Source organism: Stutzerimonas kunmingensis, from assembly GCF_900114065.1.
GTDB classification, from domain to species: domain Bacteria; phylum Pseudomonadota; class Gammaproteobacteria; order Pseudomonadales; family Pseudomonadaceae; genus Stutzerimonas; species Stutzerimonas kunmingensis.
In genome coordinates this window covers 109,748-122,636 of the sequence record NZ_FORS01000011.1, presented here as the reverse complement: position 1 = coordinate 122,636, position 12,889 = coordinate 109,748, and the positions used below count along the sequence as shown (strand labels likewise).

Annotated in this window: 11 protein-coding genes and 1 rRNA gene; 2 read left to right on the top strand and 10 right to left on the bottom strand. The window is 60.2% G+C overall.

The window, feature by feature from the left end:
- The 7 genes from BM275_RS20010 to BM275_RS19975 form a co-directional block, all read right to left on the bottom strand.
- A 16S ribosomal RNA gene (locus BM275_RS20010) occupies positions 1-257 on the bottom strand; the annotation flags it as partial.
- A gap of 570 nt (positions 258-827) precedes the next feature.
- Positions 828-1,439: a protein-methionine-sulfoxide reductase heme-binding subunit MsrQ gene (msrQ, locus tag BM275_RS20000; protein WP_044315299.1), complete on the bottom strand. Its 612-nt coding sequence runs from the start codon at positions 1,437-1,439 to the stop codon at positions 828-830.
- A complete protein-coding gene (gene msrP / locus BM275_RS19995; RefSeq protein ID WP_090523164.1) occupies positions 1,439-2,446 on the bottom strand; it encodes a protein-methionine-sulfoxide reductase catalytic subunit MsrP in 1,008 nt (335 codons plus the stop codon). Before msrP ends, msrQ begins: the two co-directional genes overlap by 1 nt.
- 54 nt (positions 2,447-2,500) lie before the next feature.
- Positions 2,501-3,340: a CDP-diacylglycerol--serine O-phosphatidyltransferase gene (gene pssA / locus BM275_RS19990; protein WP_014819285.1), complete on the bottom strand. Its 840-nt coding sequence runs from the start codon at positions 3,338-3,340 to the stop codon at positions 2,501-2,503.
- Positions 3,341-3,494: 154 nt separating this feature from the next.
- Positions 3,495-4,511 (bottom strand): ketol-acid reductoisomerase, encoded by a 1,017-nt coding sequence (gene ilvC, locus BM275_RS19985; RefSeq protein WP_003303406.1) that lies wholly within the window; start codon positions 4,509-4,511, stop codon positions 3,495-3,497.
- 77 nt (positions 4,512-4,588) lie between these two features.
- Positions 4,589-5,080 carry an acetolactate synthase small subunit gene (ilvN, locus tag BM275_RS19980; protein WP_003279875.1) on the bottom strand — a complete coding sequence of 164 codons (492 nt, stop codon included), beginning with the start codon at positions 5,078-5,080 and terminating at the stop codon, positions 4,589-4,591.
- 2 nt (positions 5,081-5,082) lie between these two features.
- On the bottom strand, positions 5,083-6,807 hold the full coding sequence (locus BM275_RS19975; RefSeq protein ID WP_090523168.1) for an acetolactate synthase 3 large subunit: 1,725 nt from the start codon (positions 6,805-6,807) through the stop codon (positions 5,083-5,085).
- A 407-nt stretch (positions 6,808-7,214) separates the two neighbouring features.
- Here BM275_RS19975 and BM275_RS19970 point away from each other — a divergent pair, with 407 nt between their 5' ends.
- Positions 7,215-7,646 (top strand): DUF4124 domain-containing protein, encoded by a 432-nt coding sequence (locus BM275_RS19970; protein WP_090523163.1) that lies wholly within the window; start codon positions 7,215-7,217, stop codon positions 7,644-7,646.
- A gap of 41 nt (positions 7,647-7,687) precedes the next feature.
- Here BM275_RS19970 and BM275_RS19965 read toward each other — a convergent pair whose 3' ends face one another.
- From BM275_RS19965 to mrcB, 3 genes are all read right to left on the bottom strand, one after another.
- Positions 7,688-8,014: a YqcC family protein gene (locus BM275_RS19965; protein ID WP_090523162.1), complete on the bottom strand. Its 327-nt coding sequence runs from the start codon at positions 8,012-8,014 to the stop codon at positions 7,688-7,690.
- On the bottom strand, positions 8,014-8,727 hold the full coding sequence (locus BM275_RS19960) for a tetratricopeptide repeat protein (protein ID WP_090523167.1): 714 nt from the start codon (positions 8,725-8,727) through the stop codon (positions 8,014-8,016). The genes BM275_RS19965 and BM275_RS19960 overlap by 1 nt, the downstream gene beginning before the upstream one ends.
- A 66-nt stretch (positions 8,728-8,793) precedes the next feature.
- A complete protein-coding gene (mrcB, locus tag BM275_RS19955) occupies positions 8,794-11,106 on the bottom strand; it encodes a penicillin-binding protein 1B (RefSeq protein WP_041016157.1) in 2,313 nt (770 codons plus the stop codon).
- A 159-nt stretch (positions 11,107-11,265) separates the two neighbouring features.
- On the opposite strand from mrcB, the gene BM275_RS19950 reads away from it, so the two are divergent.
- A complete protein-coding gene (locus BM275_RS19950; RefSeq protein WP_090523166.1) occupies positions 11,266-12,828 on the top strand; it encodes a bifunctional aminoglycoside phosphotransferase/ATP-binding protein in 1,563 nt (520 codons plus the stop codon).
- Positions 12,829-12,889 lie beyond the last annotated feature (61 nt).

Sequence of the window (12,889 nt, the reverse complement as noted above, 5' to 3'; positions counted from 1 at the left end):
TTACCTCACCAACTAGCTAATCCGACCTAGGCTCATCTGATAGCGCAAGGCCCGAAGGTCCCCTGCTTTCTCCCGTAGGACGTATGCGGTATTAGCGTTCCTTTCGAAACGTTGTCCCCCACTATCAGGCAGATTCCTAGGCATTACTCACCCGTCCGCCGCTGAATCAGAGAGCAAGCTCTCTTCATCCGCTCGACTTGCATGTGTTAGGCCTGCCGCCAGCGTTCAATCTGAGCCATGATCAAACTCTTCAGTTCAATACTGCTTGGGTTTTGAGAAAACCCTAAACTTGGCTCAGCAATCGCAAATCTCTTTACAAGTAAAGATTAACTCTCGAATAAACGAGTGTTGCTTTGTGATGCTGATAATCTATCTGACCACCAGTCTTACATTCACAAGCACCCACACGAATTGCTTGATTCAGTTGTTAAAGAGCGTTTCGATCAAGTCTTTCGTCTCAACCGAGGCCGCGCATTCTACAGCAGCCTTGTTACCTGTCAAGCTGTTTTTGAAGAATTTTTTCTTTCTTCTCAACCGCTTGCGCTTCAGGTCAACTTGCGTCTCTCGTCAGCGGGAGGCGAATCATACAGCATTCAAAACCGCTGTCAACCACCTCTTTCAACCGCTTCCGATCAACCCGACCGAAGCCGCCAACAGGATTCAACCACCACCCTGCCAGCCCGGCGCATTCTACTCGAATCCGCCATCCGTGCAACCCTTTTATTTCGCTAACCTTTTGATTTACAAGAGGTTCTGCTTAAGGACTGCGCCGGAAGTGGTGCGCATTATAGGAGCCTGAAAATCAACGTCAACCGTTTATTTCAGTTTTATTCACCCCTACCTTTTCGGCTGCGCACTGAAGCGAGAGTCTTAGTCACCGCTGGAACACGCAAGAAGAACAGCGCCATTGCAATACCCGCATAGAGAAACCAACGGGCCGCGTCCGCTCGAACGACCCAGAGCATATGCAGCAACGCAAGAATGACAATGAGATAAACCAACCTATGCACTTTCTTCCAGCGCTTACCAAGCCGGCGCATGCTCCACCGGGATGATGTCATCGCCAAGACGGTCAGTCCGACAAACCCTAGTCCACCGACCAGAACATAGGGGCGTTCGCGCAATTCCTCGCCCAAACGAGAAAACTCGCCACCCAATAAGAAGTATAGATAACCACTCAGGTGCAGCAGTGCATAGGTGAAACACCACAGTCCGAGCTGACGTCGGACGGCAAGCCAGCCACCCCATCCAGTCAGCCGTTGCATCGGAGTCATCGAAAGCGTCAGAAGCAGCAAAACCAGCGCACCCTCACCGAGATTATCGACCAGCACCTTGCCTGGGTCAGGACCAAGCGCGAACTGCCAGCCCAGATACAGCCAATACAACGGCAAGCTCGCGGCGCAGGCGAAAACCGCCGGCCGCCACACGGGGTAGCGCATCAATAGTCCTTACTGAGATCCATCGAGCTATATAACCCCGCGACTTGCTCCGCGTAGCCGTTGAACAGTTGGGTGTCCCGGAGGTTTGTGCTGAACAGACTTCCTGGGAGCCGGCGCTCACGAGCTTGCGACCATCGCGGATGCGAAACCTTCGGGTTGACGTTGGCGTAGAACCCATATTCCTGCGGCGCCATCGACTGCCAGGTCGTAATCGGCTGCTCGCGCACGAAGCTGATGCGTACAATCGACTTGATGCTCTTGAAGCCGTACTTCCAAGGGACCACCAGCCTCAGCGGCGCCCCATTCTGGTTAGGTAGCGTACGGCCATACATCCCGACTGCAAGCAACGTTAGCGGATGCATGGCCTCATCCATTCGCAACCCTTCGATATAGGGCCAATCGATCAGCCCAAACCCGGAGCGGGTTCCGCGCATTTCCTCCGACCGGTACGCCGTTTCGAAACGAATGAACTTCGCAGAGGAATGCGGTTGGGCCTTGCGAATCAGATCGGCCAAAGGAAATCCCAGCCACGGAATGACCATTGACCAGGCTTCAACACAGCGAAGCCGATAGATGCGTTCCTGGAGTCGGCTTTCCGAGCACAGTTCCTCAAGAGCGTAACGCCCAGGCTGATCGACCTCACCGTCGATCAACACCGACCAAGGCTCCACTTTCAAAGTCGAAGCATGACGCGCCGGATCACCCTTGTTGGGGCCAAATTCGTAGAAGTTGTTGTACTGGGAAGCGTCCGCAAATGGCGTGATGGCTTCGCCGTCTGGGACCACTGCTTGCCAACGAGCGCTGGCGAGCTTGTCGGCGAACCATTTCGGTGCTGGCGCCGATGTAACGCCAGGATAACGCTCGGAAGCTTTAGCGAGAGCTGGCAATCCGGCGGCAGCCCCCGAAAGCATCACCCCACCAAGAATCTGCCGACGGCTCAAGTAAGCAGCCTCGGTCGTTACCTCTGACTCACGGCACTCGCCGGAGGCGGGAATCTTGATAAGCATGGGTTGCTCCGCGTATTGACTCCGATGGAGCAATACGCGCAGCCGAGTTGAAAATCAACCCTCGACGCGCTTGCGGCGGCGCAACTGCATCAGGTACTGCACAGGACCGGACGCCGCATACGCCAGGAAGATCAACAGCAGAATGCGGGGCGGATCACTGAATACGACAGCGAACACGAGCACTACTATCAGGATCGCGACGAAAGGTACGCGCCCTTTCAAATCGAGATCCTTGAAGCTGTAGTACTTGATATTGCTGACCATCAACAAACCTGCGGCCGCGACCATCAGCGCGAACAGCATGACCAATATGAGCGGCAGATCGACTCCGCGAATACCAACCTCATCCAGTGCCCAGACAGCCCAGACCCAGCCGGCGACTACTCCCGCCGCAGCCGGGCTAGCCAGACCAATAAACCAGCGCTTGTCCACCTTACCGATCTGCGTATTGAAACGCGCCAGACGCAGAGCGGCGCAAGCGACATATATGAAGGCGACGGTGAGACCAACATTACCCAGTTCGGATAATGCCCACTCGTACGCCAGCACTGCGGGGGCCAGACCAAAGGCAACCATGTCCGACAGCGAATCGTACTCGGCACCAAATGCGCTTTGGGTATTGGTGAGACGAGCCACGCGCCCATCCAGACTATCGAGCACCATGGCGACGAACACCGTGGCGGCGGCCACGTAGAAGTTGCCGTTAATCGCGGTGATGATCGAAAAAAAACCAGCAAAAAGGTTGGCGGTGGTGAACAGGTTGGGCAGCAGATAGATGCCACGATGACGAACCTTGCGCCCATCAGGCTCTTGGGTCTCCTCGACATGCTCGTCGATCGGCAGAATGCTTTCTGGCTCGACTGGCTTGTTCGGCTCTTCGGGTTGTCCACTCATGCGCATTCACCTTCTACAACAGGTTACGGATAGATTTCGACCAGTCCTGGAGACTTGGGGTTCAGCCTGGCCAAAGCCGGGTTTTATACCAGAAGCCTGGCAGGCCGAACGAAAAAACGCGGCCGAAGCCGCGTTTTCTTGAGCAGTAGAACGATCAGTTCTTGCTCTTGTCGACGATCTTGTTCGCCGCGATCCAAGGCATCATTGCACGCAGCTTCTCGCCGACCACTTCGATACCGTGCGCCGCGTTGTTGCGACGGTAGGCAGTCATGGACGGATAGTTGGCAGCGCCCTCGGTGATGAACATCTTGGCGTACTCGCCGTCCTGAATGCGCTTCAGGGCATTACGCATGGCGGCGCGGGACTCGGCGTTGATCACCTCAGGGCCGGTCACGTACTCGCCGTACTCGGCGTTGTTGGAGATCGAGTAGTTCATGTTGGCGATGCCGCCTTCGAACATCAGATCGACGATCAACTTCAGCTCGTGCAGGCACTCGAAGTAGGCCATTTCCGGCGCGTAGCCAGCTTCGACCAGAGTTTCGAAGCCGGCCTTGACCAGCTCGACGCAACCGCCACAGAGAACAGCCTGCTCGCCGAACAGGTCGGTTTCGGTTTCGTCCTTGAAGGTGGTTTCGATGATGCCGGTACGGCCACCGCCGACACCACAGGCGTAGGACAGCGCGACGTTGCGGGCATTGCCGGAAGCGTCCTGGTAGATCGCGATCAGGTCAGGGATGCCGCCGCCCTTGACGAACTCGGAACGCACAGTGTGGCCCGGTGCCTTGGGAGCAATCATGATCACGTCCAGATCGGCACGGGGCACGACCTGGTTGTAATGGATCGAGAAGCCGTGGGCGAAGGCCAGAGTAGCGCCCTGCTTCAGGTTCGGCTCGATTTCGTCCTTGTACAGGCGGCCCTGGAACTCGTCCGGGGTCAGGATCATCACCAGGTCGGCAGCAGCAACAGCGGCCGGCACGTCGCTGACCTTCAGGCCATGGGCCTCGGCCTTGGCAATGGACGACGAGCCCGGGCGCAGGCCGACGGTGACGTCGACGCCGGAATCCTTCAGGTTGCACGCGTGCGCGTGGCCCTGGGAGCCGTAACCGATGATGGCGACCTTCTTGCCCTGAATGATGGAGAGGTCGCAGTCTTTATCGTAAGAAACCTTCATGAATTACCCCTGTTGCCGGCCTCGTGGGCCATTCGATAAAACGTTACTGACTGGAGAGACGACGCGTCCGCCAGCCGTTAGATACTCAGCACCTTGTCACCGCGGGAAATCCCGGTGACGCCACTGCGCACAACCTCCAGGATCGAAGCAGTGCCAACGGCCTGGATGAAACTGTCCAGCTTGTCGCTGGTTCCGGCCAACTGAATCGTATAAACGCTGGTGGTCACGTCGACGATCTGCCCGCGGAAGATATCGGTGGTGCGCTTGACCTCGGCGCGCTGGGCACCGGTGGCCTTGACCTTGATCAGCATCAGTTCACGCTCGATATGAGCGCTTTCCGACAGGTCGACCAGCTTGACCACCTCAACCAGCTTGTTGAGGTTTTTGGTGATCTGCTCGATCACCTCCTCGTGGCCTACCGTGGTTAGCGTTAGACGCGACAGGGTCGGGTCTTCGGTCGGCGCCACGGTGAGGCTTTCGATGTTGTAGTTGCGTTGCGAAAACAGGCCGACCACACGAGACAGCGCACCCGGTTCGTTTTCCATCAGCAGGGAAATGATGTGTCTCATGATCAGGTCCGCTCCGTCTTGCTCAGCCACATGTCGCGCATCGCACCGTCTTTGATCTGCATCGGATAGACGTGCTCAGCGGTATCGACCGCGATATCCAGGAAGACCAGGCGATCCTTCATGGCGAACGCCTCTTCCATCATCGGCTTGAGGTCCTTGAGGTCGGTGATGCGCATTCCCACGTGACCATAAGCCTCGGCCAGCTTGACGAAGTCTGGCAGCGACTCCATGTAGGAGTGCGAATAGCGGCTGTTGTACACCATGTCCTGCCACTGGCGAACCATTCCCAGCGCACCGTTGTTGAGGTTGATGATCTTCACCGGCAGGTCGTACTGCAGGCAGGTGGACAGCTCCTGGATGTTCATCTGGATGCTGCCCTCACCCGTCACCACCGCGACATCGGCTTCGGGGAAGTTCAGCTTCACGCCCATGGCTGCAGGCAGACCAAAGCCCATGGTGCCGAGGCCGCCCGAGTTGAGCCAACGGTTGGGCTTGTCGAACTTGTAGTACTGGCAGGCGAACATCTGGTGTTGACCGACGTCCGAGGCTACATAAGCCTCGCCCTTGGTCACTTCGCAAAGCACCTCGATGGCGGCCTGAGGCTTGATGATCGAACCATCGCCCTTGTCGTAGGGGAACAGCCCGCGGTTGCCGCGCCACTCGTCGATCTGTTTCCACCAGCTGGCGACCGTCTCGGCATTCGGCGTCTGACCGATTTCCTTGACGATGGCGACCATCTCGGTCAGCACACTGTCGACCGGACCGACGATCGGAATGTCGGCCTTGATGGTCTTGGAGATCGACGCCGGGTCGATGTCGATATGGATGATCTTGGCGTTCGGGCAGAATTTCGCCGCACCATTGATGACGCGGTCATCGAAGCGCGCACCGACCGCCAGGATCACGTCGGAATGGTGCATGGCCAGGTTGGCGGTGTAGCTGCCGTGCATGCCGAGCATGCCGACGAACTGGCGGTCACCGCCCGGATAGCAACCCAGGCCCATCAGGGTGTTGGTCACCGGCAGGTTGAGCATCTTCGCCAGCTCGGTCAGTTGCGCCGAGGCCTTGCCCAGGATCACGCCGCCACCGGCGTAGATGATGGGCCGCTTGGCTCCCAGCAGCAGTTCCGCCGCTTTGCGAATCTGGCCCGAATGTCCACGCACGGCCGGACTGTACGAACGCAGCTTGGCCTTCTTCGGATAGACGTACTCGAACTTCTCGGCCGGGTTGGTCATGTCCTTCGGAATATCGATGACAACCGGCCCTGGACGCCCGGATTCGGCGAGATAGAACGCCTTTTTCATCACTTCGGGGATTTCCGAAGGATGCTTGATCATGAAGCTGTGCTTCACGATGGGCCGGGAGATACCGATCATGTCGGTTTCCTGGAAGGCATCGGTGCCGACCATGGTGCTGGGCACCTGACCGGAGATGACCACCATCGGGATCGAGTCCATGAAGGCGGTGGCGATACCGGTGATGGCGTTGGTCGCCCCAGGACCGGAGGTCACCAGCACCACGCCGGCCTTGCCGGTCGCGCGCGCATAGCCATCGGCCATGTGCGTGGCGGCCTGCTCGTGACGAACCAGGATGTGTTCGATGGCCTTTTCCTTGAAAAGCGCATCGTAGATATGCAGAACGGCACCGCCCGGGTACCCGTAGATGTACTTAACGCCTTCGTCACGCAGGGAGCGGACGACCATTTCAGCGCCGGATAAGAGTTCCACGTTGTTCACCTCTGAAACGCCAGATAGCGATTCCAAGTCGGAGCCGCCAGAAATAGGTTTACTGCCAGCAGGGCATGAGCGACGGTGGTCGCCGACTACGTCAGCCACTGACTGAGCCAGTATTGGAAGAGACCCTGGTGTCGCGGGCTCTCCACCCAGCGCGAGGTAACGCGTTGCGGGTGATGCAGGTCGGCGCGGGTAGCACCTCATGTCTGTCTAGACTGAGCCGGTATCGCTTGCGGCGAGGCGACTCAGGACAGCAAGCCTCGAATTGTTCGGATTCAGCACCAGCAAGTCAAGCTCGCCGTTGTGTTTGGGCAGCGTTGAGCTGTGACGGGGTGCAGAAGCGGCGCTCTGGCTTTTGGGTATAGTGACTGCCGGTTTCCGATTCCAATGAAGGTAACGACATGCGATTCATGTTTCTTGCGGGCGGCTTGGTACTGGCGCTTTGCGGCAACGTCATGGCCGCCCAGGTATACAAGTGGGTAGACGCCCAGGGGGTCACGCACTTCGGCGCGCAACCGCCGCAAGGGCAGCAGGTGGAAACCGTCAACACCGTTACCGCGCCGGCAAAATCGACCACGATGCCAGCCCCCGTCATCGAGGACGAAACCGAGGTTGACCAGCAGAGCATCGATCGCAAGGTGAAGCGCCAGGTCGCAGAGCAAGAGGCCGAACGCAAGCGCTACTGCGAGACGATGCGCACCAACCTCGCGCAACTGCAGAACAATCCGCGAGTACGTGTCGAAGAGAAGGGTGAAAGCCGGCGAATCACCGAAGAGGAACGGCAGGCAAAGATCGCAGAAACACGCGGCAAGATCGCCGAAAACTGCAACTGATTCCGGGTTCCAGGCATTGCGCTAGCGGCGCGCCAAGCCGCTCAGCGCGAAGGCGCCTCGATCAAAGCATCGAAAGCACGCAGCGCCTCGAGCAGACTGAATACCCGCGCCTCCCGATAGACCAGCTCTGCCATCGCACAGATGCCCGACGCCTGCGGCAGAGGATGATCCGCCTCGACAATCGCCTTCATCCGCGGCAGGAATATCCACTGCAGCCATTGCTCGAAGCGCAGCGTATCCACGCAAAACGGCTCGACGCTGGCCAGATCCTCCGGCGCCGGCGGCTCGACGCTCCACATGCCAAGCGTGCGCAGCTCGCGCTCGATCAAAAGCAGCTGCTGCGCGACTGCCGGAAGGCGCGGATCCATCACAGATTGACCTTGGCTCGTTCACGAGCCTGCGCGGCACCGGCACTGTCGCCCCGCCGCTCACGTGCCTGCGCAATCAACTCCCAGAGGCTGGCCTGCAGCGCCGGGCGCCCGCTGGCATAGCTCAATGCGCGGCGCGACAGCTGCTCCGCCTGAGTGGCATCCCCCTGCGCCAATCGGACCTGGGCCAGACGATAAAGGACCTGCGGCTCGCGCGGCGCAATACGCTGCGCACGTTCGAGACTGGAAGCCGCACCATTCAGGTCACCACCGCCCTGCTGCTGTTGAGCCGTAGTCAACAGCGCGAGCACAGGGCCATCCAGCTGCTCGTCGGCGGCCAGGCCGCTGCTGCTGCCGGAGGACGGGATACCGGTGGGCATGCTCGGTTGCTGCTGCGTGCTGGCCGGCGCCGAGATTGACGGTGCCGGCTGCCACGCAGGCTGATCTCCGCCTGTCGTTCCACTCGACCCAGCAAAGGGTGCATCTGGCGCGGCGAACGTCTCAAACGGTGCAGAGCTGCCTTGCGGCACCATCACCACCACCCCAGAATCCTCTTGCTGCTGCCTTGGCGTCGCGACCGCGGCTGGCGCGCGGTATCCCTGGCGAGCCGCCACCTCCTCGGAAACGGGAGCGCCTGAGTCCACCACGGGGATCGAACCACGATCCACTGTCGCGCACCCCTGTACCAGCGCCACCGCTGCAACAACGGCCATCCACTGCTTGTTCACCAATTCAGACCTCTCAACGTAGAACCACGAAGCACGCGACCTCTGCGGCAGTTACTCCAACCAGCCACGCACCCAATCCATGACCGACTCCGCCGGCGCCTGAATGCCGCAGCCAGGTCCGGGGGCCGGTTCGCTGCCGCGAATATAGGGCATCTGCACCGCATCAGGGCAACGCTCATCCGTACCCAAGCCGCTTCGCGCGTCCACCCAGGCATATGTCACGTTGTCCGGCACTGGCATCTGCAGAGGCAGCGGATCGGCCCGCCGCATGAAATCGCTCCACACCTGCAGCGCGCCGGTCGCCCCAGTCAGCGAAGTTTTGCCATTGTCATCACGGCCCAACCAGACCACTGCCAGCAGATCCTGGCTGAAGCCTGCGAACCAGCTGTCACGAGAGTCGTTGGTGGTACCGGTCTTGCCAGCCAGATTCAGAGACTGCGGCAGACGGTTGTAGGCAGAACGACCCGTTCCTTCGCGCATGGCACGCTGCATGGCGTACTGAGTCAGGTAGATGGCACCCGGATCGAAGCGCTGCTGAATCTGGAACGGATACCGCTTGAGTGGCTCACCGTCCGCGGTCAGCACGCTGCGAATGCCACGCAACGGAGTGTTGAAGCCACCGTTGGCCAGGGTCTGATACATATCGGCAACTTCGATCGGCCGCAAACCGCCCGCTCCGAGCAGCATCGACGGATACGCTGGCCACTGTGGCGATGCACCCAGCCGCTCAAGCGTCTTCAGCACATTCGGCACACCCAGGTCGAGCCCGAGCCGCGCCGTGGACAGGTTGTAGGAATTGGCGAGTGCCTGATACAGGTAAACCGTGCCATAAGCCTGACGCCCATAGTTCTGCGGCTTCCAGATCTGCCCGTCGGCGCCCTTGACCGAGAAGGGCTCGTCTTCGAGCAGACTGGTCAGCGTGTACTGGCTGGGCTTTTCCAGCGCAGCCAGGTAAATGGCCGGCTTGATCAGCGAGCCGATCGGCCGTGACGCATCGAGCGCGCGATTGAACCCCGCGAAACCCGGCTGGCGACTACCGAGCAGGGCCTGAATTTCACCGGTCTCAGGATTGGTCACGATCATTGCGCCTTCGACGCCTTCGGTGCTCTTGCCGAGACGCTTGAGGGTTTCGCTCATGGCCTGCTCGGCCTTGAGCTGGATCACCGGATCGAAACTGGTGAAGACACGCAGACCTTCTTCGGTGAGGTCCTCGTCCCGATAGTCCTCACGCAGCTGACGCTTGACCAGGTCGAGGAAGGCCGGATAGGAGCTGTCGGCCATGCTGCCACGCTGGGTCACGCCCAGCGGTGCCTGCTTGGCTTTTGCTATGTCCTCGGCGCTGACCGCCTGCTGCTCGGCGAGCAGGTCGAGAACCAGGTTGCGCCGCTCCAACGCCCGCTCGGGATTGCGTCGAGGGTTGTAGTAGGTAGGCCCTTTCACCATGCCGACCAGCAATGCCACCTGCGGCAACTTCAACTCGGCCAGCGGCTGGCCGAAGAAGTACTGGCTCGCCAGACCGAAGCCGTGAATGGCACGGCGACCGTCCTGACCGAGAAACACTTCGTTCAGGTAGGCTTCGAGAATGTCTTCCTTGTCGTAGTGCAGCTCCAGCAGCACCGCCATCATCGCCTCGGTGGCCTTACGGCTAAGGCTGCGCTCGTTGGTCAGGTAGAAGTTCTTCACCAGCTGCTGGGTCAGCGTACTGCCCCCTTGGCGAACCTGGCCTGCAGTAAGGTTGACCCAGACGGCGCGGGCAATGGACTTGGGCGATACACCGAAGTGATTGAAGAACTCCCGATCCTCCACGGCGACCAGCGTTTCCACCAGATACGGCGGCACCTGATCGAGCTTGATCAGGATGCGATCCTCGTTGTGCGCGGGGTACAGCCCACCGATCAACACCGGCTCCAGCCGCGCCACCGGTAGCGAGCCGCCATTGGCAGCGCTGAGGCCGGCGACGAAATCGCCAGAGAAGCGTACTCGCAGCCGCTGCGACTGTTCGGCACCTTCGTAGAACTGGAAGCCGCGGGTGTGCAGTTCGATGTCATTACCAGCGACCGACGCGCCACCCGGACCGCTGACAGCCTTTTCGCGGCGATAGCCCAACGCATCCAGCTCGGCGAGAAAATCGGTCTTATCGAGCTTCTGCCCGACGAACAACTCCAGCGGTCGTGCATAGACCTTGGCCGGAATCGTCCAGCGTTTGCCGGAGAATTTCTCCTGCACCACGGCATCGAGATAAATGGCGAAACCGGCCAGGATCACCAGGCCGACAATGGACAGTTTGACCGCCCAGCCCAACCAGGGGCGAGCGCCAGCGGAGCGGCGTCTGGAGCGTGTACGGGGGGAGCGAGATTTAGTCATGGCGGCGCATTATACGCACTTTGCAGGCGCGGACCGACGGCCTCTCAGCGGTTTGCAGCGCAACGCACAGCGGCCATAATGCCTGCGACTTTTCGACTGTGTGGACTGCTTCGCAGTGGACTCGCACGCCCCGTTCAAGAACTTCAACAAGGAATGACCGTGAGCCAAGCACTGATCGCCGCCCTGCAGAATCCAGCCCTGTACCCGCATCCCAGCGAGGGCTTTCGGGTAATCGAGACCCACATTTCCTGGGTCATCCTCACCGGCACCTATGCCTACAAGATCAAGAAGCCAGTGGACTTCGGCTTTCTCAACTTCACCGACCTCGCCTCACGCAAGCATTTCTGCGAAGAAGAGCTACGGCTCAACCAGCGCATGGCGCCGGATCTGTATCTCGCAGTCGTTCCCATCAGCGGATCGCCGGATGCACCCGAGATCGATGGTACAGGCGAGCCCTTCGAATATGCGCTGAAGATGCGCGAGTTCCCACAAACCCAGCTACTGGCCGAACTGCAGGCGCGCGGCGAGTTGACGGACGCGCACATTGACGCCCTGGCCGAGCAGATCGCCCGCTTCCACCAGGGCACCCCGCAGGTGCCTGCCGGTCATGCACTGAGCAGTGCCGATGCGATCGTTGCGCCGATGCGGCAGAACTTCGAACAGATTCGCCCGTTGCTCAGCGAAGCCGAGGATCTCCGCCAGCTGGATGCGCTCGAGGAATGGACCGAAACTAGTATCGAGCGCCTGCGTCCGCTGCTCGACCAGCGCTGCCAGGAAGGTTTCGTCCGCGAATGTCACGGCGATCTTCACCTGGGCAATGCCACATTGATCGATGGCAAGGTGGTGCTGTTCGACTGCATCGAGTTCAACGAGCCGTTTCGCCTGATCGATACCGCATCCGACGCAGCCTTCCTGGCGATGGACCTCGAGGATCGTGGCCTGAAGTGCCAGGCGCGCAGGTTCATCAATGGCTGGCTGGAGCACACCGGCGACTACGCCGCGCTGGCGCTGCTGAATCTGTACAAGGCCTATCGCGCACTGGTCCGCGCCAAGGTCAGCCTGTTCCGTCTGTATCAGGAGCAGGACGCGGTGCAACGCAAGGTGATCGTACGGCAGTACCGCAGCTACGCGAATCTGGCCGAAAGCTACAGCGCCATTCCCTCGCGCTTCCTCGCCATCACCCACGGCGTGTCCGCCGTAGGCAAGAGCCATGTTGCGCTACGCCTGGTCGAGGCCCTTGGCGCGATACGCCTGCGCTCGGATATCGAACGCAAGCGCCTGCATGGCGAGCAGCCCGAAGCCCAGCAGGGCCACCTCGATGCCGGTATCTACAGCCAGCAGGCCAGCGATGAGACCTACAAGCGGCTGCACCAGCTGGCAACGACAGCGCTGCAGGCTGGCTTTTCCGTGGTGATCGACGCGGCATACCTGAAGCAGCAGCAGCGCCAGGATGCCTGGCAGGCGGCCGAGACCACTGGCGTGCCCTTCCTGATACTCGATTGCCAGGCGCCCGATGCGGTGATCGCGCAGTGGCTGGCGCAACGCCAGGCCGAGGGGCTTGACCCATCCGACGCGACCATGGAGGTAGTGCATGCCCAGCAGGCCAGCCGCGAGGCGCTGAACGAGAGCGAGCGACTGCATAGCCGTCGGGTCGACACCCAGGACGCCGGCAGCCTCGACGAGCTGGTCGCCAGTATCCGTCAGCACCTGCCCGGCCTCTGACCGCCAGGCACCGCCGCCAGCAGAGTGCGGCGGTGCTTCTATACTCCCGGTATTCCAATCG